Genomic DNA, 25,407 nt, shown 5'->3' with positions numbered 1-25,407 from the left:
GGTCAGGCTTGCTATGCGAAGACAGGCGATACGATGCGTGATGCGCATAGTTTTGGCCGACCCAATTGCGGCGCCTTGATTTCACTGGCTTTTGCGCCGGCGCGTCACGTCACCGGCCAGACATGACCGCTCCAGGGCGGGCCACTACCCCCTGCCCGCCTATTGACAGGACGCGGCGCCGTTGCGTTCGATGCCCCGACACGACATCTCGTCGTTGAAACCGGGTCCATGCGCCGATGATCCCTGCCAACTCCGCCCCACCCGAACTGCCCGAGGATGTCATCCTGTCGGTTGAGGATCTCGAAGTCTCCTTCGCTGTCCGCTCCCGCGCACCTTTCCGCGCCGTGCGCGGCATCTCCTTCACCATTTCGCGCGGCGAGACGGTAGCGCTGGTCGGCGAGTCCGGCTCGGGCAAGTCGGTGACGGCAATGACGATCATGCGGCTGACCGAATATGATGGTGCCGCCATCACCGGCGGACGGGTACTGATGCGCCTCAAGGACGGCAAGGTCGCCGACCTCGCCAAGCTCTCCGAAAAGCGCGTCGAGGCACTCAGGGGCGCCGAAATTTCGATCGTCTTCCAGGATCCGATGTCGAGCCTGAACCCGGTCTTCACCGTCGGCGACCAGATCGCCGAGGCCGTCGTCCACCATCAGGGCAAGACACCGGAGCAGGCGCGCCAGATCGCGCTCAACACGCTCAAGCTGGTGCGCGTACCCGATGCCGAACGCCGCCTCGACCAGTATCCGCACCAGCTCTCCGGCGGCATGCGCCAGCGCGTGATGATTGCGATCGCGCTCGCCTGCCGGCCGTCGCTGATGATCCTCGACGAGCCGACAACGGCGCTCGACGTGACCATCCAGGCACAGATCCTCGATCTTGTTCGCGCCTTGCAGCAGGAGATCGGCATGTCGGTATTGTTCATCACCCATGACATGGGCGTCGTCGCCGAGGTCGCCGACCGGGTGTGCGTCATGCTTAAGGGAGAGATCGTCGAGACGGGAACCGTCTACGACGTCTTCGCCAAGCCCAGGCACGCCTATACGCGCGCGCTGATCTCGGCAGTGCCGCGCCTCGGCAGCATGGCCGACAAGGACGCGCCCGAAAAGTTCCCGCTCTTGGTGTTCGAACCGGAGCGCCAGCTCGCCGAGGCAGACGAATGAACGCATCCTCCCCAATGAAAGAGGTTGGCCGGCCGCTGGTCGAAGTGCGCAACCTGGTCACCCGCTTCGACCTCAAGACCGGCCTGTTCGGCCATGTCTCCGGCCGCGTCCATGCCGTTGAAAACGTCTCCTTCGACATCTTCCCCGGCGAGACACTGGCGCTGGTCGGCGAGTCGGGCTGTGGCAAGTCCACCGTCGCGCGGTCGATCATGCAGCTCGACAAGCCACGCTCCGGCTCGATCCGCTTCGACGGCGTCGAACTTGTCGGCGCGCCGCGGCAAGTCGTGGCGAAGTTTCGGCGCCAGGCCCAGATGGTCTTCCAGGACCCGTTCTCCTCGCTCAATCCGCGCATGACCATCGAGCAGTCGCTGATCGATCCGATGCGGGTGCACAAGCTCGGCTCGCTCGAGACCATGCGCGCCCGTGCCGCCGAGCTGATGGCCAAGGTCGAGCTCGCGCCGGAGCTGCTGGAACGTTACCCGCACGCCTTCTCCGGCGGCCAGCGCCAGCGCATCTGCATTGCCCGCGCCCTTGCCCTCCGCCCGCGCCTGATCGTCGCCGACGAGGCGGTCGCCTCGCTCGACGTCACCATCCAGGCACAGGTCATCAACCTTTTGATGGATTTGCAGCGCGACATGCAGATCGCGCTTTTGTTCATCAGCCACGACATGGCCGTGGTCGAGCGCATCGCCCACCGGGTCGCAGTGATGTATCTCGGCGAGATCGTCGAGATCGGCGACCGCCGCTCGATCTTCGGCAACCCACAGCACCCCTACACGCGCAAGCTTTTGTCGACGGTGCCGATCGCCGATCCGACGCGCCGTCCCGAAGGACGAGTGCCAATGTCGGACGAAATCCCGAGCGCCATGCGCGCGCCCGACTTCGTGCCCGTCGAGCTGCCGATGCACCAGATCTCATCCACCCACTACGTAAGACAGGTGGCCGCGGGCTGACGACTGCCTTATCAAGCATTCCCTATTTCAAATCAGAGCATTCCCAACATGACCCCTTCGAACATGTCGTTGGCGGCCGCCCCTGCGTCCGCCAACACAAGCCCCGACATTGCCGCATCCCAAGCGCAGCTGAAGATCGAGGGCCTTAGACGCCCGGCCGCGGCGGAATGGCCGACACCCTATGTCGAGGTCGACGAGACGCGCTTGGCCCGCAACATGCAGGCGATGCAGGCCCGCGCCGATGCTGCAGGGCTCGTCATGTTCCCGCACGTCAAGACGCACAAGAGCATCGACCTGGCGAAGCGGCAGCTGGCGCTTGGCGCCCGTGGCATCACCGCCTCCAAGCCAAGCGAGGCACTGGTCTTCGTCCAGGCCGGCATCCCCTCGATCATCGTCGCCTATCCGATCGTCAATGCCAGTTCGCTCGACCGCCTGCTGCCGGCGGTGAAGGCGCACGGCACCCAACTGCGCACGATTGCCGCCAGCGAAATGGGCGTCGACGCGCTCTCCACCGCTGCCGTGCGCCACGGCGTCGACATCGGCGTCTTCCTCAAGGTCGATGTCGGTCTCGGTCGCGTCGGCCTCAAGCCGAACGATCCCGCGGCGATCGCTGTCTGCCAAAAGATCGCCGCAGCACCCGGCCTGCATTTCGCCGGCCTGCTGTCGCATGCCGGCCATTCCTATGCCGCTACCGATTCAGAAAACCTCGCCGCGGTTGCCCGCACCGAGGCGGCAGCAATAACCGGCCTCGCCGCCATGCTGAAGGGCCTGAGCATCGATGTACCCTGCCTGTCGGTCGGGGCGACGCCGACCTGTCTCGGCGCGCCGCTGCAGGCAGTCGACTGCATCCGCCCTGGCAACTACGTCTTCCTCGACGGCACCGCCCTCCGCCTCGGCATCTGCAGTGCCGACGATCTGGCGCTTTCGGTGGTGGCTCGTGTCGTTGCCGCCAACGACACACATTTCATCATCGATGCCGGCTCCAAGACGATGAGCTCCGACCGTGGCGCCCATGGCATGGGCGGCAACGGCTTCGGCATCGTCATCGGCGCCGACGCCGGCAGCGGCGCCGGCGTGTGGACGCTCGAACGCATGTCGGAGGAGCACGGCTTCGTACCCGCGGGAGGTCGCACCCTGCCGCTCGGCAGCCGCGTCAGGGTGTTCCCCAATCACTCCTGCGCCACCATCGCCAATTTCGACAGTTTTGTCCTCCGCCGTGACGAGGGCGAAGTGCTGACGCTGCCGGTCAACGCCCGCAGTTGCCAGACCTGAGCTGACGCGCGAGCGCTCACCTGGGCACCTGGTTCCAATCTCCGGCCGGGCTTGTTACTCTTGCCCGATGAAGGCAATTGCTCTTGCTTCAGCGAGGACCACACTGTTCCTCGCCCTGGCCGCCGCGGCCGGCTGCGTATCCGGGCCAGGCTCGGTCGGACCAGTCGATCCGCTGAAATACGACGCCATGGCCTGTGCTGAACTCGATGTCGTCATGGGCACCACGGCATCAAGCATTTCGCGCACCGCGATCAGCCGCGGCACCGTCGGCCAGTGGAACGTTCCGGCATGGGCGCCGGGCGGCACCAAGGCCATCACTGCCATCCAGGACAGGCAGACGGCCAGGATCGACGGCCTGCGGCAGGAGCAGGCCGCCATCGACTCTGTCAGAAAGCGCAAATGCCGCTAGGCAATTGCCGCGCAACACGCCGACACTTTCCACGACGACGGCCGTGGCCAGCGGCGCTACCGCCTGCCGACCGGGCGCTATCACATGCACTGGACCGTCGACCGGCAGACGGACGGCCGCGTCAGCGCGATGCGCTTTCACATGGAATGATCCCCGGGGATCAGCCGGCGTCGCCTCGCGTCCAGTAGGCCGAGGCGATCGTCTGGTCTCGGCCCAGCGACAGATCGCTGCGCCAGTGGTCGCGCACCCGTTTTGCCGCTGCGGCTTCCGCCGCAAACCAGCCGAAGCCTGTTACCTGCTCCGGCCAGGCAACCGACATGACCGCATCGGCGAGGGCCGAGCTCTCGCCGCCTGCTACACCGTTGCGGTACAGCCACTTCACCTCAACCGCGGTCAGATTGTCGATCTGCTGGCGTTCGCCCTCGTCAGCGACTTCGATGAAGCCGATGCCGCGCGTCGTTGCCGGCAGGCCCTCCAGCATCCGCCCGACCGCCGGCAGGCCGGTTTCGTCGGCACCCATGACAAACCAGTCGGCCGGCCTGAGCGGACGTCCGACCGGCCCCAAAATGCCGACCTTGTCACCCTCGCGCGCTGACGATGCCCAGTTGGAACCGACGCTCTCGCCTTCGTGGATCAAGAAATCGACGTCGAAATGCCCGCCGGCCACTTCCAGCCGGCGGATGGTGTAGACCCGCGATGGTGGGCGCCTGTTTTCGTCGGGCCAAGACACAAGGCCGTTGTTGCCGCGCACCGGCCAGACCGGATTCGGCACACTGGCCGTCGGAAACAGCATGCGGATGTGCAGACCGCCAAACGAGGCGAAGCGTTCGAGATTGGGCGCCTTGAGCCGGATGCGCTTCATATGCGGCGTCAGGTCGATCACGTTGACGACGGTCGCCAGGCGGAACTGCTCCAGCTCGCCTTGGCCCGATAGGTCGCCCTGCCAAACGATCTGCGGCTGGCTCTCTCTGGCGTAGAACTCCACCGACGTCGCCATTAAATCCTTGAGCCGGGCCAGGCCGTCGGGATGCGATGACCTGGCCCGCATGATCAGCGCTCCCTTGGGCATCACCAACGAGGCTTCGCCAAAGAGGAAGCGGAAATTGACGGCATCGCCCTCTGCGCTTGCGCTCGCGTCAAAGCTCTCCAGCCGATCGCGGATCTTCTCCAGTTGATCGGGCGAAAGTTGCAGCTGCAGTTCGGCGCGGGATTGAAGGTCGGTCATGTCAGTTCGCTTCCGGTTCGTGTCGCTTCCACCCCCCAGGTCGTCCATCTGGCAAATTGCTGGCTGAATGTGCGGGGCCGCACCGAGCTGGCTCGACGGGTACTGTCCGCGTCATGGGCTTGAATATTTAAACTTGAATATGATAGTCAAGTTAAATCGTTGCCGCAGCCTCAGGACAGGACCGACGACATGGACCGTGTAGAGCCCTTCAGCTTACTGGCAGTCGCGCAGACCTTGCTCCGGTCGCGCGCCATTGCGCGCGCGGCCCTGCTTTGCCTGCTGCTCGCTGCACTCACCATGCTGGCGCATGCCGGCACGGTCGTCGATTCGACTGGACTGATGGTCAGCGTCACCGGCGGCCGAACGCCAGGATTTCTACTCATCCAGTTGATGAGTGACGGTTTTGGCCGACCGACGGCGGAGCAGGTGTTTCCGTCCCGGCGTTGAGCACCGCGCCTAAGGCAGCGAATCGGGCGCTGGTCGCACTCGACGGCGCCCGGATGGCCGGCTGCGGTCCATGCACGGCGGACGCGCTACCCAACTGGCCTGCACGCTCAATCCGGATGAAATGGCTGCGCCGACAAACCGAGCGGATGCGGACTAACTCGTGATGTGACGAAGGAAAACTGCGTGGTCAGGCCAACGTAGCGGCTTGCTGGCCACTGTCTCTAACGTGCTGACTTGGTGAAGGAATTTGGTGGAGCCAAGCGGGATCGAACCGCTGACCTCCTGCATGCCATGCAGGCGCTCTCCCAGCTGAGCTATGGCCCCACACCGGCCTTGGCCGGGCGCCGTTTCCGGCGAAGGTCGGCGCGAATTTGTCGTCCGCGCCGGTGTTGTTGGGCGGCTTCTAGCGCCGCATTCGACCATTGGCAAGCCTTGATCGAAACCTTTTTTCGGTTTCCCGAAAAGCCGCGTCAGATCTCGTCGTCGTCGTCGCCGACGCCGATCATGTCGGAGACGTCGTCGTCTTCCTCTTCCTCGTCGGCGAGGAACGTGTCGTCGTCATCGTCGCCCAGGTCGACATCATCGTCGTCCAGATCCGGCAGGTCGTCGCCGCCCTTGGCCTCGTCGTCGGCGTCCTCCAGGGACACGACCTCTGCGCCTTCATCCTCGGCGTCGAGCTCCTTGGCGTCGGCTTCCTCTTCCTCTTCCATGATGGCGGCGATCTTGCCATCGTCGAAGTAGGAGCGCGGATAGGCCTTGCCGGTGTAGGGCGAGACGATCGGGTCCTTGTTCAGATCATAGAATTTACGTCCCGTTTCCGGGTCGACACGTTTGGTGCCAAGTTCGGGTTTTGCCACGTCAGGCCTCGTCTTGTCGCTTTTTGGACCCCTTAGCCGCAGTTTGGGGCGCTGTCAAAGCCAAATCCCCCGGCAGGGGCGATGGGGGATGACCGTTGCGGCAATCGATGCTACGACACCGCCGCAATCATTGGGAAAGCCCGGTTTCGCGGGGCGTCCCGCACGAGGAACCACCATGTCGCATCAAGCTGTGCCGCAGCCGGCCATCGCCCGGAAGTCGAAATCCCTGTCTGGAACCGCCCGCGTTCCTGGCGACAAGTCGATTTCGCACCGCTCCTTCATGTTTGGCGGCCTGGCTTCCGGCGAAACCCGCATCACCGGCCTGCTCGAGGGCGAGGACGTGATGCGCACCGGCGACGCGATGAAGGCAATGGGCGCCCATATCGAGAAGCATGGCGACGAATGGGTCATCAAGGGCACCGGCAACGGCGCGCTCCTGCAGGCCGAGGCGCCGCTCGACTTCGGCAATGCCGGCACCGGCTCGCGCCTGACCATGGGCCTCGTCGGCACCTATGACATGGAAACCACCTTCATTGGCGACGCCTCGCTGTCGGGCCGGCCGATGGGCCGCGTGCTCGATCCGCTACGCCAGATGGGCGTGCAGGTGCTGAATGCCGCCCCCGGCGACCGCATGCCGCTGACGTTGCGCGGCCCACGTCAGGCCGCTCCGATCAGCTACCGCGTGCCGATGGCCTCCGCCCAGGTCAAGTCGGCCGTGCTGCTTGCCGGCCTCAACACGCCCGGCATCACCACCGTCATCGAGCCGGTGATGACCCGCGACCACACCGAAAAGATGCTCAAGGGCTTCGGCGCCAACATCGAGGTCCAGACCGACGAGCAGGGCGTCCGCCACATCTTCATCGAAGGCCAGGGCAAGCTCACAGGCCAGATCATCGCAGTGCCGGGCGACCCGTCTTCGGCCGGTTTCCCGCTGGTCGCGGCGCTGATCGTGCCGGGCTCCGACATCACCATCGAAAACGTGCTGATGAACCCGACCCGCACCGGCCTGATCACCACGCTGATCGAGATGGGCGGGTCGATCGAGATCCTCAACCGCCGCAATGCCGGCGGCGAGGACGTCGCCGATTTGCGCGTCCGCGGCTCCGAGCTCAAGGGCGTCAAGGTCCCGGCCGAACGCGCGCCGTCGATGATCGACGAATACCCGGTCCTCGCCGTCGCCGCCTGCTTCGCCGAGGGCGAAACGCTGATGCAGGGGCTGGAAGAGCTGCGGGTCAAGGAATCCGACCGCCTGGCAGCGGTTGCCCGCGGCCTCGAAGCCAATGGCGCCGACTGCACCGAAGGCGAGACAACGCTGTCCGTCCGCGGCGTGCCCGGCGGCAAGGGCCTCGGCGGCGGCACCGTCAAGACCCATCTCGACCACCGTATCGCCATGAGCTTCCTGGTCATGGGCCTGGCTGCCGAAAAGCCCGTCACCGTCGACGACCAGGCGATGATCGCAACCAGCTTCCCCGAGTTCATGGGCCTGATGGCAAATCTGGGTGCAGAGATCGAATAAGCCCCTTAAGTTCGGCAGGACCAACGAGGAGCGAGCCTATGTCTGACAAAGTAGCAATGATCGTCGGCGGCGGCAGCGGCATGGGTGCCGCGGCGGCGCGCAAGCTGGCAGCAGACGGCTATTCGGTCGCCGTCCTGTCGTCCTCCGGCAAGGGTGAGGCCTTGGCCAAGGAGCTCGGCGGGCTCGGCTTCACCGGGTCCAACCAGTCGAACGACGACCTCAAGCGCTTCGTCGACCTGACGATGGAAAAGTGGGGCCGCATCGACGCCCTGGTCAACGGCGCCGGACATGGGCCGCGGGCGCCGCTGCTGGAGATCACCGACGAGCAGTGGCACACCGGCATCGACGTCTATTTCTTGAACGTCGTGCGCGCGACGCGGCTGGTGGCGCCCATCATGGTCGCCCAGAAGGGCGGCGCCATCGTCAACATTTCGACCGCCTGGGTCGGCGAACCGGCGGCGATGTTCCCGACATCGGCCGTGGCGCGCGCCGGCCTCGCCGCCTACACCAAGCTCTTCGCCGACCAGTACGCCCAGCACAATGTCCGCATGAACAATGTGCTGCCGGGCTGGATCGACAGCTTGCCGCAGACCGACGAGCGCCGCGACGGCGTGCCGATGCAGCGCTACGGCACCTCGGCCGAGATCGCCGCGACAATCGCTTTCCTCGCCTCCGAGGGTGCCGCCTACATCACCGGGCAGAGCCTGAAGGTCGATGGCGGCCTGATGCGCGGCGTCTGACCAGGAGTTCGGGCCAGGACATGCCTGCTTCGATCACCATCGCCATCGACGGTCCGGCCGGCGCCGGCAAAGGTACGCTCGCCCGCCGGCTCGCCGACTACTACCACCTGGCGCTGCTCGACACCGGGCTGACCTATCGCGCCGTCGCCCACATGCTGCTTGAGAAGGGCTGGCCGCTCGACGACGTCGCCCACGCCATCGAGGCGGCAAGGCTGGTCGATCTCGGCCATCTCGACCGCAAGGTGCTGTCGGCGCATGCCGTCGGCGAGGCGGCGTCGAAGGTCGCGGTCATCCCCGAGGTGCGCAAGATTCTTGTCGACAAGCAGCGTGACTTCGCACGCGCGCCGCAAGGTGCCGTGCTCGACGGCCGCGACATCGGCACAGTGGTCTGCCCCGACGCGGAAGTGAAGCTCTATGTCACCGCCAGCGCCGAGGTCCGCGCCCAGCGCCGGCTCGCCGAGATCGAGGCCAATGGTGGTGTCGCCGATTTCGCAGGCATTCTCGCCGATATTGTCCGTCGCGACGAGCGCGACACCGGCCGCGCCGACTCTCCGCTCAGGCCTGCCGACGACGCGCACTTGCTCGATACGTCGGAAATGGATATAGAAGCCGCGTTTTCCGCAGCCAGGGATATCGTTGATCGGGTCCTCGGCAGCTGAGAACAGGCTGAAATCCTCGGATTTCGCCACTTAACCGACCTGTCCGCATTTTTCTTGCGCCGATTTGCCGCATCAGGCGGCCAAGGGCCTTTGGCCCGGAATGTTGGCAGGTCAACGCAACGCTAACCCACGGCGCCGCTCCCGCTAGACGGGACGCACCAGGAGATCCAATGTCACAAGCTAATCCCTCCCGCGACGATTTCGCGAGCCTGCTCGAAGAGTCCTTCTCGGACGGTCATTCGGGCGAAGGCCAGGTCGTCAAGGGTATCGTCACGGCCATCGAAAAAGACATGGCCATCATCGACGTCGGCCTGAAGGTCGAAGGTCGCGTTCCGCTGAAGGAATTCGGCGCCAAGGCCAAGGACGGCTCGCTCAAGGTCGGCGACACCGTCGAGGTTTATGTCGAGCGCATCGAAAACGCGCTTGGCGAAGCCATGCTGTCGCGCGACAAGGCTCGCCGCGAAGAGAGCTGGGTCAAGCTCGAAGAGAAGTTCACCAAGGGTGAGCGCGTCGAAGGCGTCATCTTCAACCAGGTCAAGGGCGGCTTCACCGTCGATCTGGACGGCGCCGTTGCCTTCCTGCCGCGTTCGCAGGTCGACATCCGTCCGATCCGCGACGTCACCCCGCTCATGCACAATCCGCAGCCCTTCGAGATCCTCAAGATGGATCGCCGTCGTGGCAACATCGTCGTGTCGCGCCGCACCGTTCTCGAAGAGAGCCGTGCAGAGCAGCGCTCCGAGATCGTCCAGAACCTTGAAGAGGGTCAGGTTGTCGAGGGCGTGGTCAAGAACATCACCGACTACGGTGCGTTCGTTGACCTCGGCGGCATCGACGGCCTGCTGCACGTCACCGACATGGCCTGGCGCCGCGTCAACCATCCGACCGAAATCCTCAACATCGGTCAGACGGTCAAGGTGCAGATCATCCGCATCAACCAGGAAACCCACCGCATCTCGCTCGGCATGAAGCAGCTCGAGTCGGATCCGTGGTCGGACATCGGCACCAAGTTCCCGATCGGCAAGAAGATCACCGGCACCGTCACGAACATCACCGACTACGGTGCGTTCGTCGAGCTCGAGCCGGGCATCGAAGGCCTCATCCACGTTTCGGAAATGTCGTGGACCAAGAAGAACGTGCACCCCGGCAAGATCCTGTCGACCACCCAGCAGGTCGACGTGGTCGTGCTCGAAGTGGATCCGGCCAAGCGCCGCATCTCGCTCGGCCTCAAGCAGACGCTCGAGAATCCGTGGGAAGCTTTCGCCCGTAACCACCCGGTCGGCACCGAAGTCGAAGGCGAAGTCAAGAACAAGACCGAATTCGGCCTGTTCATCGGTCTCGACGGCGACGTCGACGGCATGGTGCACCTGTCCGACCTCGACTGGAACCGTCCGGGCGAGCAGGTCATCGAAGAGTACAACCGTGGCGACATGGTCAAGGCTCAGGTTCTCGACGTCGACATCGAGAAGGAGCGCATCTCGCTCGGCATCAAGCAGCTCGGCAAGGACGCCGTCGGTGAAGCTTCGACCTCTGGCGAACTGCGCAAGAACGCCGTCGTCACCTGCGAAGTGATCGCGATCAAGGACGGTGGCCTCGAAGTCCGTCTTGTCGAGAGCGGCATCGAGACCTTCATCAAGCGCGCCGACCTGTCGCGCGACCGTGACGAGCAGCGCCCTGAGCGCTTCGTCGTCGGCCAGAAGGTTGACGCCCGCGTCATCGCTTTCGACAAGAAGACCCGCAAGCTGCAGGTCTCGATCAAGGCGCTGGAAATCGCCGAAGAGAAGGAAGCAGTCGCTCAGTACGGCTCGACCGACTCCGGCGCTTCGCTCGGCGACATCCTCGGCGCAGCCCTGAAGAACCGCAACAACTGAGCCAACAGCTCATTGTCGTGAACTGAATGACCCCGCCGGAGCGATCCGGTGGGGTTTTTCTTTGTCTGATTGTCGTCGCCGGCCAGAAGTGATGCCGGAATGCTTCACGGCTCATCCGAATGCTTCCCGGCCGGGCATGATCGGCTTGTCCAAGGTTGCCGCGACAGGGAATTGCTGCGCATTAGTCGCAGACTTGCCGCCCGCGTTCAGAGCCTGCCCATGCCCAGTTTGCGTTTTCTGACCGTCTTTTTCGTGTTGCTGGTCCTCTCAGGCTGCGGCGGCCGGGCCGTGCTTGGGCTCAATGACGGCAAGCAGGGCGAATCCGCTTCCGTCGTCCAGATCTATGTCTCGACAATGCGCGCCCGCTCGAATGACCTGTCGTTGCCCTATTCGGCGGAACGCGCCAAGCAGCTCAACTTCGCAAAGTTCGAGATCGGCATCCCAAGGACCCATGTCGCCGGCGAGGTCGAAAGCACGAGCCGCACGCCGAGCCCGGAACGCAATTTCATCGCCCGCACCTTCCAGCCCTATGACGACAAGACGCAGTTCGTCGCCGCCCTCGACGCCGACCTGATGCGACGTCCCGAGGCCGAGCGCGAGATCTTCATCTTCGTGCACGGCTACAACAACAACTTCGCCGACAGCATCTTCCGCAACACCCAGATCGTCCACGACTACAAGGTCAAGGCGGTGGCGTTGCATTACGCCTGGCCGTCGGCCGGGTCGCTGCCGCTCTATGTCTACGACCGCGACAGCGCCGCATACAGCCGCGACGGCCTTGCCGACACCATCGAGATCGCCGCCCGCACCAAGGCCAAGCGCATCGTGCTCGTCGGCCACTCGATGGGCAGCTATGTGGTGATGGAGGCGCTGCGCAGCCTGTCGCTGAGCGGCCGCGGCAAATACATCAACCGCATCAACGGCCTGGTGCTTGCGGCACCCGATATCGACATCGACGTCTTCCAGAGCCAGCTGCGCGATATTGACGACCTGCCCGACCCGTTCATGATCCTGGTTTCGAAGCGCGACAAGGCGCTCAACCTGTCGGGCGGGCTAACTGGCGGCCATCCACGCGTCGGCAGCGGCGCCGACGTCGCAGCCCTCCAGGCCGAGAACATAACCGTGCTCGACACCTCCAACCTCGACGGCGGCAGCCATGGCGTCTTCGCCAGTTCGCCGACGCTGATGGCGTTGACGACCTCGGGCGGACTGATGAACGACGTCACCGACAGGGGCGAGGGCGCGCCGGCCGAGACGATCCTGGCCGACGGCGGCCAGGTCATCAAGGGCGCTGCCTCGCTGGTCATCTACCTGCCGGCCAAACTGCTTGGCGTACCCAATGGCGGCCTGCTGACACAGTAGGCGCGGCCACTATTCTGCTCGCGGCCCGACTTCGTTGCAGGCGATTGTGCCTACGCGCGGCCGTAGATCTCTGCCACCGTGCCGCTGGTGACCTGATTGGCCGGCGATGCCAGCTGCGCGATCGTAACAGCAGCCGCTTCGAGGCTGACCCATTTGGCGAAATCCGCCTTGGGCATCGCATCGCGATTGGCCTTGGTGTCGAGCGTCGACGGCGCCACGGCGTTGACCAGGATGTCGGCGCCCTTCAACTCCTCGGCTAGCGCCAGGGTCAGCGCCGCAACAGCTGCCTTGCTCACCGCATAAGCGGACATGCCGCCGCCCTTGCGCGGCTCGATGCCGGCGCGGGCCGAAACGTTGACGATGCGCCCGCCAGCCTGGCCCGCAATCATTGCGCGCGCCGCCGCACGGCAGCACAGGAAGGCGGTCTTGGCGTTGATGTCCATCATCTGGTCGAACTGGGTCGGATCGACCTTGTCGATGGAGGCCATGTCGAAGCCACCGGCGGAATGGAGCGAAGCCCACAGGCCCGGAATGGCGTCGTAGAAAGCATCCACGGCTTTGGCGTCGGTCAAGTCGACGCTGGTGGCGACATGGACGCGATCATGACCGGCAAACTCGAACCCGTCAGGAGCCTTGGCCCGGCTGATCGGCAAGTGGCAGATGGCGCCCTCGGCCAGCAGGTGCCTGGCAACCGCTGCCCCCAGCGCACCGGTCGCGCCGGTAACCACCACATGCCGGCCTTCGAAATTCTTAGTCATGATCAACTCCCGTAATGGGCCGCGACGCAGCCTATTCTACGGTGACTTCTATCAGACAGGGTTTTCCCGTCGAGCGGGCCTTCTTGAGCGCCACACCCAGCAGGTCGACACTCTGCAATCGCTCCGCCTCAAGCCCATAGGCCTGCGCGATCAGCACGAAATCCGGCGGCACCGGCGACACGCCAATGGGTTCGACCCCAGCGTCGAGCATCGAGGTCTCGATCTCGCGATAACCGCGGTTGTTCCAGACGACGAAGATGACGGGTGCTGCCGCATCGAGCGCAGCACCCAGCTCCGGCAGAGTGAACTGGAATCCGCCATCGCCGCTGAGACAGACGACTGGCGCATCGGGGACGGCAAGGGCTGCGCCGATCGCCGCCGGCGGCCCGAAGCCGAGTGCGCCATAGCCCGTCGCGGCGTTGAACCAACCGCACGGCCGGTCATGGTCGTAATAGAGATTGGCGGCATAGACCGGCTGGGTGGAATCGCCGACGATCATCGCGCCCGGCAAGGCGTCGCGGATCACTTCAACGGCCTTGACCTGCGCCTGCATCGCCGGACCGATCTCCGTCCAGGCGCTTTCCCGCGCTGCCCGGGCGCGCGCCGCACCATCGGCCTTGCGCGCGTCGCCGACATCGTCCCCTATCCTCGCCAGCGCTGCCGCCGCATCGGCCTGGATCGAAACCGGTGCCGGGCGCCGTCCCAGCTGCATCTCGTCTATGTCGATGCGGATCAGCTTCTCCGGCATCACGAAGCCGCCGTCGCCATACATGTCGTAGTCGGTCGGGCCGAATTCGGTGCCGACGGCGATCACAAGATCGGCGTCGGCCATCAGCGCGCGCACAGCCTTGAGGCTCGGGCTTGCCGGCACGTTGAGCTCGTGCCCGTGCATCAGCCCGCGTCCATTGGCCGTGGTCACAACAGGCGCATCGAGCCTTGCCGCCAGGGCCGCAAGTTCGGCTCCGGCCCGCCGCGCCCCGCCGCCGGCAAGGATCAGCGGCCGTTTCGCGGCACTGATCAGCGGCCTGGCCTCGGCGATGACGCGTTCGCCCGCAAAATGCGCGGCGCCACGCTTCGGCAACTGCCGCAAACCGTCCGCCGGCAAGGCCATGACATCGAGCGGAATCTCGATATGCACCGGCCCCGGGCGCCGCGTCGCAAAGATCTCGAAGGCCTTGCCAATCGCACCGGGCAGTTCGGCCGCCTCGGTCACTCGCCGCGACGACAGCACCACCTTCTCCATCATGCCACGCTGGTCGGGCAGCTCATGCAGGAAGCCCAGCCCCTTGCCGAGCGAGCCAAGCGCGTTGACGCCAGAGATGACCAGCATGGGCACAGAATCGGCGCGTGCCTGGGCCATGGCGGTGATGGTGTTGGTCAGGCCCGGGCCGGTGATGACAAAGGCGACGCCCGGGCGGCCAGAAGCACGGGCATAACCGTCGGCCATGAAACCGGCACCCTGCTCATGGCGCGGCGTGACGTGGCGAATGCTTGAGCGCGCCAGCCCGCGATAGAGTTCGATCGTGTGCACACCGGGAATGCCGAACACCGTGTCGACGCCATGCGCCTCCAGAAGCCCGATGAGCGCTTCGCCGATCGTCGTCATGCCACGTCTCCCTGTCGCAAGCTCAATCCCAGCATCGCCTCGACCGAGCCGATGCCGATCTCCGCCAGTTCGCCGCTGGCAAACATGTCGCCGGCGAGACAACCCTCCACCCACAAACCATCGATGATCGCATTGATGGCGATGGCGTGACGGCGCAATTCGCCCTCGCTCGCCTTCCGGCCGACATCGGCCAACACCTTGGCCACCAGCGCCTCGACCTCGTCACGGAAGCCGAGATAACCGGCCCTGTGCGCCACGCCCAATGCCGGGTCGGAGCCGGCCCGGCCGATGAAGCTCGCCCACAAAGAGAATGTCCTGGCGTCGATGACCGGCGGCACCAGGCTGGCACCGACGAAGGCGGCGAGCCTCAGCCTCGGTTCCTCCTCGACGGTCGCAAGCGCTGTCTTGGCGAGTTCGGTCATGCGTCCCATGATCGTCGCATAGGCTGCCTGCAGCAGCTCTTCCTTGCCCGGGAAATAGTGCCTGATCAGGCCTGCGGTGACGCCGGCGCGCAGAGCAATCGCCCTGACGGTGGCACCCTGCAGGCCGTTTTCGGCGACGCAATCCAGCGTCGCCTCGATCAGGTCCTGCCGCCGGCGCTCCTCGCCTTCGCGGCGGAATTTTCTCCGCGCAGCGACTGCCATGCCCACCTTCGCGTCTTGAGAATAATCGCCGAAGCCGGCTTTTCGCAATATTTATACACTTGCATAACAACGTCGCAAGTGCCGTAATGGGCCGCATAAGAAGCGGGAAATGGCGCCGTTGACGCCGCAAGGCAGAAGGGTCCACTCTCCCCGCCCAGGGGAACATCGCGACGCGACCATGAGCAGCCGATTGCCAGCTGACGGGACAACGTTCATACGCCGGGGCCATCGCTGATGGTTGCGGTCGATGCAGCCAAGCACCCTGCCCCGACCGACGGCCTCGCCGCCGAAGCCATCCATGTCGAGAACCTGCACAAGAAGTTCGGCCAGTTGCATGTGCTGAAGGGCGTGTCGCTGTCGGCCCGCGATGGCGAGGTGGTGGCGATCATCGGTGGCTCGGGCTCCGGCAAGTCGACGCTGCTGCGCTGCATCAACTGCCTGGAAAACCCGACCAGCGGCATCATCCGGGTCAATGGCGAGGAGATCCGCCTCAAGCCCAATGGTTTTGGCGACAGCATCCCCGCCGACCGCCGTCAGATCGAGCGCATCCGCTCGCGCCTCGGCATGGTGTTCCAGAGCTTCAATTTGTGGAGCCACATGACGCTCCTGGAAAACGTCATCGAGGTGCCGGTGCATGTGCTCGGCATCAAGCGCATGGACGCCATTGCAGAAGCCGAGCGGCTGCTCGCCCGTGTCGGCCTCGCCGAGAAACGCGACGTCTATCCGGCCTATCTCTCCGGCGGCCAGCAACAACGCGCGGCGATTGCGCGCGCGCTCGCTGTGCAGCCGCGCGTCATGCTTTTCGACGAGCCGACCTCGGCGCTCGATCCCGAACTGGTCGGCGAAGTGCTCAAGGTCATCGGCGACCTCGCCCGCGAGGGCCGCACCATGGTGCTGGTCACCCACGAGATGAAGTTCGCCCGCGAGGTGGCGACGCATGTGATCTATCTCTTCAACGGGCAGGTCGAGGAGGAAGGGCCGCCCGAACAGATTTTCGGCGCGCCGAAGTCGGAACGCCTAAAGCAATTCATCCGCAGCATCGGCTAGCGTAGTCCCCGATGGCACGGACCATGCGCAAAACCCAGACGAGCGGACGAAATCAAGGGAACGTCAAAACAAACGATAACGGGAGTGACAGCATGAAATCTCTGCTTGCAACTGTGGCCCTGGCCTTGGTTCTCGGCGCCGGAAGCGCCAGCGCCCAGTCGATCAAGGTCGGCATGGCGCCCGAACCCTACCCGCCCTTCGCCTCGCCCGACGCTTCCGGCAAATGGGGCGGCTGGGAAATGGACATGATCGAGGCGCTCTGCGCCGAAGCCAAGCTCCAGTGCGAGGTCACCATGACCGCCTGGGACGGCCTCATCCCGGCGCTCAACTCCAAGAAGATCGACGCCATCATCAACTCGATGTCGATCACCGACGAGCGCAAGAAGTCGATCGACTTCTCCGACAAATACTACAACACCCCGACCGGCATCATCGGCTCCAAGGACGCCAAGTTCGACGCCACGCCGGAAGGGCTGAAAGGCAAGATCATCGGCGTCCAGGTATCGACCGTGCACGAGGCCTACGCCAAGAAGCACTTCGGTTCCACCGCTGCCGAGATCAAGATCTACCAGACCCAGGACGAGGCCCAGGCCGACCTTGCGGCTGGCCGCATCGATGCAGTGCAGGCGGATTCGCTCTCGCTCAACACCTACCTCGCCACCGATGCCGGCAAGGCCTGCTGCGACATGAAGGGCGACGTCGCCGAAGACCTCGAAGTGCTCGGACCGGGCGTCGGCGTCGGCCTGCGCCAGGGCGACACCGAGCTGAAGGACAAGTTCAACGCCGCCATCAAGGGCATCCGCGACAACGGCAAATACGCCGAGATCACCAAGAAGTATTTCGACTTCGACATCTACGGCAAGTGAGCGGGCCGGCGCAGGGTGCCTTGGTCTGCCGCCATGATGTTTGCGATCCAAGCCCCTCTCCGCCTCGCTTCGCTCGGCACCTCTCCCCCACTTGCTGGGGGCGAGGAACCGAGCGTCTGCAAGGTCGCGCCAAACTTCCTGGACAGGCGCCACCTTTCCCTTACGAAGCGGAAAAAGGTGGCGGGGACGGTGAGGGTGACTTTTGACGACCTCGTGTGCGAAGGACCACTGACATCGAGCATCTGCTGAACCCGCTGCTGCAAACGAGCGCCGTCGAGCTGCTTGCGATCTCGCCGCCCGGCTGGGGCGCCAACCTGTTGCGCGGGCTCACCAATTCGATCCAGATCGCGGTTGGCGCCTTCGGGCTTGGCCTTGCCATCGGCATCGCGGGCGTCTGGGGCAAGCTCTATGGCAGTCCTGTCGTGCGCGACCTGATGGAGATCTACACCACCTTCGTGCGTGCCGTGCCGGAGCTGGTGCTGATCCTGCTGCTCTATTATGCCGGCACCGACCTCATCAACCGGGCGCTCGAACAGTTCGGCTACGCCACTGTCGACATCTCCGGTCTCGCCGCCGGCATCGGCGTGCTCGGCATCGTCCAGGGCGCCTACGCCACAGAGGTCATCCGCGGCGCCATTCTGGCCATACCGCAGGGCCAGATCGAGGCGGCGCGCGCTTATGGCATGCCGCCGGGCAAGATGCTGCGCCGCATCACCCTGCCGGCGATGTTGCCCTTCGCCATTCCCGGCCTCGCCAACCTCTGGCTGATCGCCACCAAGGACACGGCCCTGCTCGCCGTCGTCGGCTTCAACGAGCTGACCCAGGAAACACGCCAAGCCGGCGCCACCACCAAGGCCTATTTCACCTTCTTCGTCGCAGCCGGCGTGCTCTACCTGCTGTTGACCCTGTTCTCCAACGTCATCATCGGCCGCATCGAGCGCTGGGCGCGGCGCGGCATGCCGCCGATCGCCGAGACCGGCCGATGAGCGCAACCACGCCCTTTGCAGCAGTGTCTGCTGCCCGCTCCGAGTGGCTGCAGCCGCACCGCATCGTGCTCATCGCCATCGCTGCAGCACTGGTGCTCTCGGCCGCCATCTTCATGCGCTGGGACTGGCTGCCCAAATATTACGACCTGGCGCTGCTCGGCATCTGGCGCACCATCTGGATCCTCGCCGTCACCGTGACGCTCGGCTTCATGCTTGCCGTGCCGCTCGGGCTCGCCCAGGCCGCAGGTCCGTTCTGGCTGGCCTGGCCGGCTAAGGCGTTCTGCACAGTCATCCGCGGCACGCCGCTGCTGCTGCAGCTCTGGCTGCTCTATTACGGCCTCGGCTCGCTGTTCCCGCAATATCCGTGGATCAGGCAATCCGAACTCTGGCCGATCCTGAGGCAGGCCTGGCCCTACGCCGTCGTTGCGCTGACGCTGTCTTATGCCGCCTATGAAGGCGAGGTGATGCGCGGGGCGTTCGCCGGCGTGCCGAGGGGGCAGCTCGAAGCGGCGCGCGCCTTCGGCATGAGCCCGTGGAAGCGCTTCCGCCGCATCTGGCTGCCGCAGGCGATCCATCGCGCCTTGCCGACGTTGGCCGGCGAAACCGTGCTGCAGCTCAAGGCAACGCCGCTCGTCGCCACAATCACCGTCATCGACATCTACGCGGTCGCCTCGCGCGTCCGCCAGGACACCTTCATCGTCTACGAGCCGCTGTTGCTGCTCGCCCTCATCTATCTGATCATCACCGGCATCCTCGTCTTCGGCTTCCGCAAGCTGGAGGCGAAGATTCCGTCCAGACTGGGATGACGCCCGTGCCGCAGACAAAGACAGAGACCGTCACGCTCAACCTCGAAGAAGCCCGTAACTTGTGCATCGCCGCAGCCATCGGCGCCGGCGCCTCCGAGGAAACGGCGATCTCGATCGCGCTTGCCGCCGTTGCCGCAGAGGCCGACGGCCAGGCGAGCGTCGGGCTGTCGCATTATGTCGACTATCTCGAGGCGCTCGAGGCCGGGCGCATCGACGGCAAGGCCGAGCCCGTGGTCAGCCGGCCGGCGCTGGCGATCTACCTGTCCGACGGCCAGGGTGGTGCGGCGCATACCGGCTTCGACCGAAACTTCCAAGAGATCGCCAAGGCAGCCCGGCTGTTCGGCGTCACCGTATTCTCGCAGAAGAATGCCTACACCTGCGGCTCGCTCGGCTATTTCACCGGCCGCCTCGCCGAAGCCGGCCTCGTCGCGCTCGCCGCCACCAACGGACCGGCGCTCGTCGCCGGCTCAGGCTCGACCAAGCCGGTCTACTGCACCAACCCGATCTCGCTTGCAGCACCCGCCGCCGACGGCCCACCCCTTGTCATCGACCAGTCGTCCAGCGCCACCGCCTTCGTCAATGTCCGCAAGGCGGCTGAAACAGGCGAGGCGATCCCCGAGGGCTGGGCCCTCGACGCCAAGGGCAAGCCGACGACAGACGCAAAAAAGGCGATGAAAGGCGTGCTGCTCGCCTTCGGCGGCGCGCGCGGCGCCAATGTCGCACTGATGGTCGAGGTGCTTGCGGCCGGCGTCTCGGGCGCCAACTGGTCGATCGACGCGCCGTCCATATCGGAAGGCCACCAGACGCCAGGCACCGGGCTGTTCATCGTGGCGCTCGACCCGAAATTGTTCGATCCCGGCTTCGAAACGCGCATGCGCGAACAGCTCGACCGGCTGTCCAGCCAGTACCACGTCCACATCCCCGGCCCGGCAAAAGCTGTGGCGCGGGCCCGCTCAGAGGCCGGGGGGATCGCAATCCCTGCGGCCCTGCACGCCCGTATCAGCGAGTTTGCCGCGCGGCAGGCAGAGTGAGCCTAGGCGTTTTCGGCCCCACTTCATTACCTGACCGTTGGGGGCGCGAAGCCCGTAGTGGCGGTTTCACCGTCGCGGCAAGGATCCCCGGGTTTCCGCACTCCTTCGCTCCTGCTCCACCCGAGGATGACGAAGACATGGGCCTCGACGCTCGTCGTCGACGTCGGAGGCTCGCGGAGAGCTTCCAGCTCCTGTTCCTGCGTTGCCCTGCATTGAGAACACCCGCCAAAAAACCAACCTCGAAGCCTGCCAACCACTGACGTCGGCGATTGGCCGCAGGCCTCAAAGCCTTCGTCATCCTCGGGTGGAGCAGGAGCGAAGCGACGTGCGGAAACCCGGGGCTCCATGCCGTGACGCCTCCAATAACCTGGCGGTTCAGAACCCCAACCCGACGGACCAAAAACCACCCACGAAACCCTCGCGAAAATAATTCGAACTCGCTTTGAACCTTTCCCGCTGACGCTGCGACCCAGTCATGTCCAGGGCGAGGTGAGCTCGCCAGATCAACCGGGGGGGAACCCAAACCGAAAGATCGTTCCGACGTGGAAACCAGAGCGTTTCCGCGACCCCGAAACGCAACCTCGAAAAGGGAATAAGACAATGAAGACCAAGATCACCATCCTGACCGCCGTCCTGCTGCTTGCCGGCGCCATCGGCAGCGCCAATGCCGCCAGCTTCTCGGCCGGCCCGGGCGGCGGCGACCGTCCGTCGGGTCCGAGCGACATTTCCGACGCCCCCGGCGGCAACGGCCCTTCGGGCCCCGGCGACATCTCCGACGCCCCCGACAATGACAAGCCGTCCGGCCCGAGCGGCAAGGCTTCGTCGGGCAATGGCGGCGCGACCGAAGACAAGTACTGCAAGAACGGCTCCAGCAAGTTCCCGGACTGCAACACCAAGTTCATCCAGGACTGCAAGGCCGCAGGTGGCAACATGTCGGGTCAGCAGGGTTGGGGTGGCAAGACCTGCCGGGAACCCTCCTGATGCCTCGAGCATGATCGAGAAGTCTGGAACCGGCTTTGGGATCATGCCTCGCGAAGGCTGCGGCCTCGCCAGACATCGGCCACCCGATTGCTGCCATCCGGAGAACCCCGCCTCGCGCGGGGTTTTCTGCATCGGCGCTATCTGCAACGAAAGCCTGCAACGAAAAGCCCCGCTCGACGGCGGGGCTCTGCGCGGGAGGATCGCCCGCGGCGCGTTGCGAAAGACGGTTCAGTGGCGGGAGAGCCAGCTGTCGATGTCCTTTTCGGCCTCTTCCTGGGCCTTGCCATAACGGGCCTGCAGCTTGCCGGCGAGTTCCTTGCGCTTGCCCTTGATGACGTCGAGATCATCGTCGGTCAGCTTGCCCCACTGGCTCTGCACCTTGCCCTTGAACTGCTCCCAATTGCCTTCGATCTGGTTCCAATTCATCGCGATTTCTCCTTCGGGGATTGATCTGGATTGGCACGACAGGTCCGCCGCACTGAGGGGTCAACGCCTCGGTCAGCGCAGGGTTCCGACATTATTAAAAGTTGACTTTGTCAATCATCTTTATATCAAACCTTGTTGACTTGACCGTGACCCGGCCATCGCGGCGTTGGTGCATTGCAATATTTTAATCGTGCATAGCCCCGCAATCGGAGACATGTCCTTGACCCTGACGACCGAAAATTCCGGCCGCCGACTGTTCATCCCCGCGCTCCGCGGCCTTTATTCGAACCTCCACGATTCAGCCGAAACCGTTCTGCGCGTCGTCGCCGGCGCAGCGCTGGTCACCCACGGCCTCGGCAAGATCTCCGATCCGTTCGGCGCTGCCGGCATGGTCGAAGGCCTCGGCTTCTACCCCGGCGCCTTCTGGTCGCTGCTTCTGTCCTGCACCGAGTTCTTCGGCGGCATCCTGATCGCCATCGGCCTGTTCACGCGCCCGGCCTCCTTCGCCGCCATGTTCGTGCTCCTGGTCACCGTCTGGTTCCACTGGGTCACGATGAGCCAGGGCTACCAGGGCGCCGAGAAGTCGATCATCTGGGCGGCGATCTTCCTGTTCTTCGTCATTCGCGGCGGCAACCGCCACTCGGTCGACGCACGCCTCGGCCGCGAGTTCTAGTTTGTGACCCGCATGGTCGTTTCCGGAAAACCGGATTTCGATCCTGCCTCGAAACCCTGCCTCCCAAGGCAAGCCGCATGCCCGCGCCAGATCGGCGCGGGCCGCTCCGTGCAGTCGCTCGATGATTGCCTTTTTTGCGAAACGGGCTAAGAAACGCTACATCTTCTGCCCCTTTTGGCGACCGGAGCCAGCGATGACTGAAATTCTGCAGACCCCGCAACTCGTGACCGTTTTCGGCGGGTCCGGCTTCCTCGGCCGCCATGTCGTGCGGGCGCTGGCCAAGCGCGGGTATCTCGTGCGCGTCGCCTGCCGTCGGCCCGACCTCGCCTTCCACCTGCAGCCGCTCGGCAATGTCGGCCAGATCCAGCCGGTGCAGGCCAATCTGCGCGTGCGCTGGTCGGTCGACCGCGCCGTCCAGGGCGCCTCGCACGTCGTCAACCTCGTCGGCATCCTGCATGAAGGCGGACGCCAGCGTTTCTCGACGGTACAGGAATTCGGCGCCCGCGCCGTCGCCGAGGCGGCGCGCGCCGTCGGCGCCACGCTGACCCATGTCTCGGCCCTTGGCGCCGACGCCAATTCGCCCTCGCTCTACGCCCAGACCAAGGCGCGCGGCGAAAAGGCCGTCCAGGACACGCTGCCAAACGCGGTGATCTACCGCCCGTCGATCGTCTTCGGCCCCGAGGACCAGTTCTTCAACCGTTTCGCCAATATGGCGCGTTTCTCGCCGGTGCTACCGCTTATCGGTGGAGGCGAAACCCGCTTCCAGCCGATCTATGTCGGCGACGTTGCCGAAGCGGTCGCGCGCGCCGTCGACGGCAAGGTCAAGGGCGGCTCGATCTATGAGATCGGCGGCCCGCAGGTGCTAAGCTTCAAGCAGTGCATGGAAGAGATGCTCGAGGTCATCGACCGCAAGCGCACGCTGGTGCCGGTGCCGTGGTCGATCGCCAACCTGCAGGCCTCGATCCTCGGCATGCTGCCCAATCCGCTGCTGACCAAGGACCAAGTCCTTTTGCTGCGCTCCGACAATGTCGTGTCGAAGGCAGCCCTCGACGAAGGCCGCACCATCGCAGCCACGGGCATCGCCCCCAAGTCGACAGCATCGATCCTGCCCAGCTACCTCTGGCGCTACCGCGCCGCCGGCCAGTTCACGCGCCGGACAGAAGCCTGACCGGCTGAGGGCGCATGGACGCCCTCGCCTTGCTCCTGCCTGAGGGACTCGACCCGCTCATCGGGATTGTTCTCATCGTCGCCAGCGCCTTCACCTCGGCGCTGACCGCCGCTTTCGGTGTCGGCGGCGGCATCGCCATGCTGACGCTGATGGGCCTGTTCGTGCCGGTGGCCGCGCTTATCCCCGTCCATGGCGCGGTGCAGCTCGGCTCCAACAGCGGCCGCGCCTGGCACCAACGCGCCAATGTGCGCATGGACGTCGCCGCCCCCTTCATTGTCGGCTCGATCGTCGGTGCCGTCATCGGCGCCTTCGTCGTCATCCAGCTGCCCGACGCCTGGCTCAAGCTGGTGCTCGGCGCCTTCGTCATCGCCATCACCTGGACCAAGGTTCCCGGCATCGACAAACTGACTCGCACCGGGCTTGCGATCGGCAGCGTCATCGTCGCTTTGATCGGCATGCTCGTCGGCGCCACCGGGCCGCTGGTCTCGGTGCTGTTCGCGCAGTTCTTCGCCAATGACCGCAAGGCGCTCGTCGCCACCCATGCCGCCGGCATGGTTGCCCAGCATGGGCTCAAGATCATCGTTTTCGGCCTCGCCGGCTTTGCCTTCGGGGACTGGCTGCCGCTGATCGGCGCAATGATCGTCTCGGGCTATCTCGGTACCGTCTACGGCACCAAGCTGCTCGAACGCATGCCGGAAGAGAGCTTCCGCAAATGGTTCAAGATCGCCATCACCGTGCTGGCGCTGGACCTGCTCAGGCGTGGACTGACGACCCTCGCCTGAGGCCCAACCCGTCCAATCACAGGTTGCAACCTTTTCGGAGCCGCACCGTTATCATTGCAGGCTACCTGAATTTGCCTGGACGCAAGAGCCTGCAGTGGTGTGCGGAGGGTGCCATGGAAGAGGACAATTTCGGCAGGGGTATAGCCTTCGGCGCGGTTGTGAGCGGTGCCGTGTGGGTTGTGGTGATCGTCGTCGTCTTTGCAATTTTCTAACGGCGCGATTTCCTGACGGACGGCTCACCCTGAACAGACCGCCTCGGGGCGATCAGCCCCAGACCATCAGTGCGATCAGCCCGGCGCCGCCGACCAGCAGGCGCCACCAGCCAAACAGCGCGTAACCGTTGCGGGAGACATAGTCGAGCAGGTGCCGCACCACGATCAGCGCGGTGATGAAGGCGGCAAGAAAGCCGACCGAAATCACCGGCAAGTCAGCTGCCGACAGGATGTCCCGGTTCTTGTAGAGGTCGTAGGCAAAGGCGCCGGCCATTGTCGGCATCGCCAGAAAGAACGAGAACTCGGCCGCCGCGCGCTTCTCCACGCCCATCAGCAACGAGCCGACGATGGTGGCGCCAGAGCGCGAGGTGCCGGGGATCATCGCCAGGCACTGGAACAGGCCGATCTTGAGATAGACCGACAGCGGGAAATTGGTGACGTCGCCATAGCGCGGCTTGAGGTCGAGCCTGTCGAGGAACAACAGCACCAGGCCGCCGAGGATCAGCATGACACAGATCAGCTGCGGCGATTCGAACAGCACCGTCTTGATGAAATCATGCGCCAGGGCACCGATCACGGCCGCCGGTAGGAAGGCGATCAGGATGCCTGCGACGAAACGCTGCGTCTTCGGGTCCGACGGCAAGGTGACCAACATCTGCCACAGCTTGGTCGCGTAAACCGACAGGATCGCCAGGATAGCACCGAGCTGGATCAAGATCTCGAAAGTCTTGCCGGTCGAGTTGAAACCGAGGAAATGGCCGGCAAGCAGGATATGGCCGGTCGAGGACACGGGGATGAATTCCGTCAGGCCCTCGAGCAGCCCGAGCAGCAAAGCATTGATGATTGTCTGGCTATCCATTCCCATCCCCGCGAGGCGTTCATGCGCGATTGCTTGTCATGCGGCGGAACTCACCCTATAGGTCGGGTCGCCCGAGAGCCCGGCGAGCCGG

At 64.8% G+C, this 25,407-nt stretch carries 24 protein-coding genes, 1 tRNA gene and 1 pseudogene; 18 read left to right on the top strand and 8 right to left on the bottom strand.

The window, feature by feature from the left end; all coding sequences use genetic code 11:
- The first annotated feature begins 236 nt into the window (after positions 1–236).
- From HNQ95_RS34185 to HNQ95_RS15810, 3 genes and pseudogenes are all read left to right on the top strand, one after another.
- Positions 237–2,116, top strand: a pseudogene (locus tag HNQ95_RS34185) (ABC transporter ATP-binding protein).
- Positions 2,117–2,164: 48 nt separating this feature from the next.
- Positions 2,165–3,388, top strand: coding sequence for an alanine racemase (locus tag HNQ95_RS15815; protein ID WP_246340769.1), 1,224 nt, complete (start codon positions 2,165–2,167; stop codon positions 3,386–3,388).
- Between the two features lie 67 nt (positions 3,389–3,455).
- Positions 3,456–3,797 (top strand): hypothetical protein, encoded by a 342-nt coding sequence (locus HNQ95_RS15810; RefSeq protein WP_067955578.1) that lies wholly within the window; start codon positions 3,456–3,458, stop codon positions 3,795–3,797.
- A 160-nt stretch (positions 3,798–3,957) separates the two neighbouring features.
- Here the strand turns inward: HNQ95_RS15810 and HNQ95_RS15805 are convergent, their stop codons facing one another.
- Positions 3,958–5,022 (bottom strand): siderophore-interacting protein, encoded by a 1,065-nt coding sequence (locus HNQ95_RS15805; protein ID WP_182574496.1) that lies wholly within the window; start codon positions 5,020–5,022, stop codon positions 3,958–3,960.
- Between the two features lie 189 nt (positions 5,023–5,211).
- Between HNQ95_RS15805 and HNQ95_RS15800 the strand changes: the two genes are divergently transcribed.
- Entirely contained in the window at positions 5,212–5,469 is a 258-nt protein-coding gene (locus HNQ95_RS15800; RefSeq protein ID WP_182574495.1) for a hypothetical protein, read from the top strand.
- A gap of 248 nt (positions 5,470–5,717) precedes the next feature.
- On the opposite strand, the gene HNQ95_RS15795 is transcribed toward HNQ95_RS15800, so the two are convergent.
- Positions 5,718–5,793, bottom strand: a tRNA-Ala gene (locus HNQ95_RS15795).
- Positions 5,794–5,939: 146 nt separating this feature from the next.
- The gene (locus HNQ95_RS15790) at positions 5,940–6,326 is read right to left on the bottom strand and encodes a TIGR02300 family protein (protein WP_067955590.1); all 387 of its coding nucleotides are present in this window, start codon (positions 6,324–6,326) and stop codon (positions 5,940–5,942) included.
- A gap of 175 nt (positions 6,327–6,501) precedes the next feature.
- Between HNQ95_RS15790 and aroA the strand changes: the two genes are divergently transcribed.
- The 5 genes from aroA to HNQ95_RS15765 all read left to right on the top strand — a co-directional run bounded on the left by aroA (position 6,502) and on the right by HNQ95_RS15765 (position 12,471).
- On the top strand, positions 6,502–7,842 hold the full coding sequence (gene aroA / locus HNQ95_RS15785) for a 3-phosphoshikimate 1-carboxyvinyltransferase (protein WP_154385240.1): 1,341 nt from the start codon (positions 6,502–6,504) through the stop codon (positions 7,840–7,842).
- Between the two features lie 38 nt (positions 7,843–7,880).
- Positions 7,881–8,582, top strand: a complete 702-nt coding sequence (locus HNQ95_RS15780; protein WP_182574494.1) for an SDR family oxidoreductase — start codon at positions 7,881–7,883, stop codon at positions 8,580–8,582.
- 20 nt (positions 8,583–8,602) lie between these two features.
- Positions 8,603–9,241: a (d)CMP kinase gene (gene cmk / locus HNQ95_RS15775; RefSeq protein ID WP_182574493.1), complete on the top strand. Its 639-nt coding sequence runs from the start codon at positions 8,603–8,605 to the stop codon at positions 9,239–9,241.
- A gap of 170 nt (positions 9,242–9,411) precedes the next feature.
- Complete coding sequence (gene rpsA, locus HNQ95_RS15770) at positions 9,412–11,109, top strand: 30S ribosomal protein S1 (RefSeq protein ID WP_067955598.1); 1,698 nt, start codon at positions 9,412–9,414, stop codon at positions 11,107–11,109.
- 219 nt (positions 11,110–11,328) lie between these two features.
- A complete protein-coding gene (locus HNQ95_RS15765) occupies positions 11,329–12,471 on the top strand; it encodes an alpha/beta hydrolase (RefSeq protein WP_182574492.1) in 1,143 nt (380 codons plus the stop codon).
- 50 nt (positions 12,472–12,521) lie between these two features.
- On the opposite strand, the gene HNQ95_RS15760 is transcribed toward HNQ95_RS15765, so the two are convergent.
- From HNQ95_RS15760 to HNQ95_RS15750, 3 genes are read right to left on the bottom strand one after another with little or no spacing between them, the layout of a single operon-like run.
- Complete coding sequence (locus HNQ95_RS15760; RefSeq protein WP_182574491.1) at positions 12,522–13,229, bottom strand: SDR family NAD(P)-dependent oxidoreductase; 708 nt, start codon at positions 13,227–13,229, stop codon at positions 12,522–12,524.
- A gap of 31 nt (positions 13,230–13,260) precedes the next feature.
- On the bottom strand, positions 13,261–14,835 hold the full coding sequence (locus HNQ95_RS15755) for a 5-guanidino-2-oxopentanoate decarboxylase (RefSeq protein ID WP_182574490.1): 1,575 nt from the start codon (positions 14,833–14,835) through the stop codon (positions 13,261–13,263).
- Positions 14,832–15,479: a TetR family transcriptional regulator C-terminal domain-containing protein gene (locus HNQ95_RS15750; protein WP_067955605.1), complete on the bottom strand. Its 648-nt coding sequence runs from the start codon at positions 15,477–15,479 to the stop codon at positions 14,832–14,834. The genes HNQ95_RS15755 and HNQ95_RS15750 overlap by 4 nt, the downstream gene beginning before the upstream one ends.
- A 234-nt stretch (positions 15,480–15,713) precedes the next feature.
- Between HNQ95_RS15750 and HNQ95_RS15745 the strand changes: the two genes are divergently transcribed.
- The 6 genes from HNQ95_RS15745 (at position 15,714) to HNQ95_RS15720 (ending at position 21,196) form a co-directional block, all read left to right on the top strand.
- Positions 15,714–16,526 (top strand): ABC transporter ATP-binding protein, encoded by an 813-nt coding sequence (locus HNQ95_RS15745; RefSeq protein WP_067955607.1) that lies wholly within the window; start codon positions 15,714–15,716, stop codon positions 16,524–16,526.
- A gap of 92 nt (positions 16,527–16,618) precedes the next feature.
- Positions 16,619–17,392: a transporter substrate-binding domain-containing protein gene (locus HNQ95_RS15740; RefSeq protein WP_067955609.1), complete on the top strand. Its 774-nt coding sequence runs from the start codon at positions 16,619–16,621 to the stop codon at positions 17,390–17,392.
- A 257-nt stretch (positions 17,393–17,649) separates the two neighbouring features.
- Complete coding sequence (locus HNQ95_RS15735) at positions 17,650–18,378, top strand: ABC transporter permease (RefSeq protein WP_182574515.1); 729 nt, start codon at positions 17,650–17,652, stop codon at positions 18,376–18,378.
- Positions 18,375–19,184, top strand: coding sequence for an ABC transporter permease (locus HNQ95_RS15730; protein ID WP_067955611.1), 810 nt, complete (start codon positions 18,375–18,377; stop codon positions 19,182–19,184). The genes HNQ95_RS15735 and HNQ95_RS15730 overlap by 4 nt, the downstream gene beginning before the upstream one ends.
- Before the next feature lie 5 nt (positions 19,185–19,189).
- Positions 19,190–20,215: an Ldh family oxidoreductase gene (locus tag HNQ95_RS15725; protein ID WP_192312697.1), complete on the top strand. Its 1,026-nt coding sequence runs from the start codon at positions 19,190–19,192 to the stop codon at positions 20,213–20,215.
- Positions 20,216–20,815: 600 nt separating this feature from the next.
- A complete protein-coding gene (locus tag HNQ95_RS15720; RefSeq protein WP_067955616.1) occupies positions 20,816–21,196 on the top strand; it encodes a hypothetical protein in 381 nt (126 codons plus the stop codon).
- A 228-nt stretch (positions 21,197–21,424) separates the two neighbouring features.
- On the opposite strand, the gene HNQ95_RS15715 is transcribed toward HNQ95_RS15720, so the two are convergent.
- Positions 21,425–21,622, bottom strand: coding sequence for a CsbD family protein (locus tag HNQ95_RS15715; protein WP_067955618.1), 198 nt, complete (start codon positions 21,620–21,622; stop codon positions 21,425–21,427).
- 214 nt (positions 21,623–21,836) lie between these two features.
- Between HNQ95_RS15715 and HNQ95_RS15710 the strand changes: the two genes are divergently transcribed.
- The 3 genes from HNQ95_RS15710 (at position 21,837) to HNQ95_RS15700 (ending at position 24,245) form a co-directional block, all read left to right on the top strand.
- On the top strand, positions 21,837–22,295 hold the full coding sequence (locus tag HNQ95_RS15710; RefSeq protein WP_182574488.1) for a DoxX family protein: 459 nt from the start codon (positions 21,837–21,839) through the stop codon (positions 22,293–22,295).
- A gap of 193 nt (positions 22,296–22,488) precedes the next feature.
- A complete protein-coding gene (locus tag HNQ95_RS15705) occupies positions 22,489–23,463 on the top strand; it encodes a complex I NDUFA9 subunit family protein (RefSeq protein WP_067955620.1) in 975 nt (324 codons plus the stop codon).
- 14 nt (positions 23,464–23,477) lie between these two features.
- Entirely contained in the window at positions 23,478–24,245 is a 768-nt protein-coding gene (locus HNQ95_RS15700) for a sulfite exporter TauE/SafE family protein (protein WP_182574487.1), read from the top strand.
- A 264-nt stretch (positions 24,246–24,509) separates the two neighbouring features.
- On the opposite strand, the gene HNQ95_RS15695 is transcribed toward HNQ95_RS15700, so the two are convergent.
- Positions 24,510–25,316 carry an undecaprenyl-diphosphate phosphatase gene (locus tag HNQ95_RS15695; protein ID WP_067955625.1) on the bottom strand — a complete coding sequence of 269 codons (807 nt, stop codon included), beginning with the start codon at positions 25,314–25,316 and terminating at the stop codon, positions 24,510–24,512.
- Between the last annotated feature and the right edge of the window lie 91 nt (positions 25,317–25,407).

Source organism: Aminobacter ciceronei (genome assembly GCF_014138625.1).
GTDB classification, from domain to species: domain Bacteria; phylum Pseudomonadota; class Alphaproteobacteria; order Rhizobiales; family Rhizobiaceae; genus Aminobacter; species Aminobacter ciceronei.
This window is presented reverse-complemented; position numbering and strand designations above follow the sequence as displayed.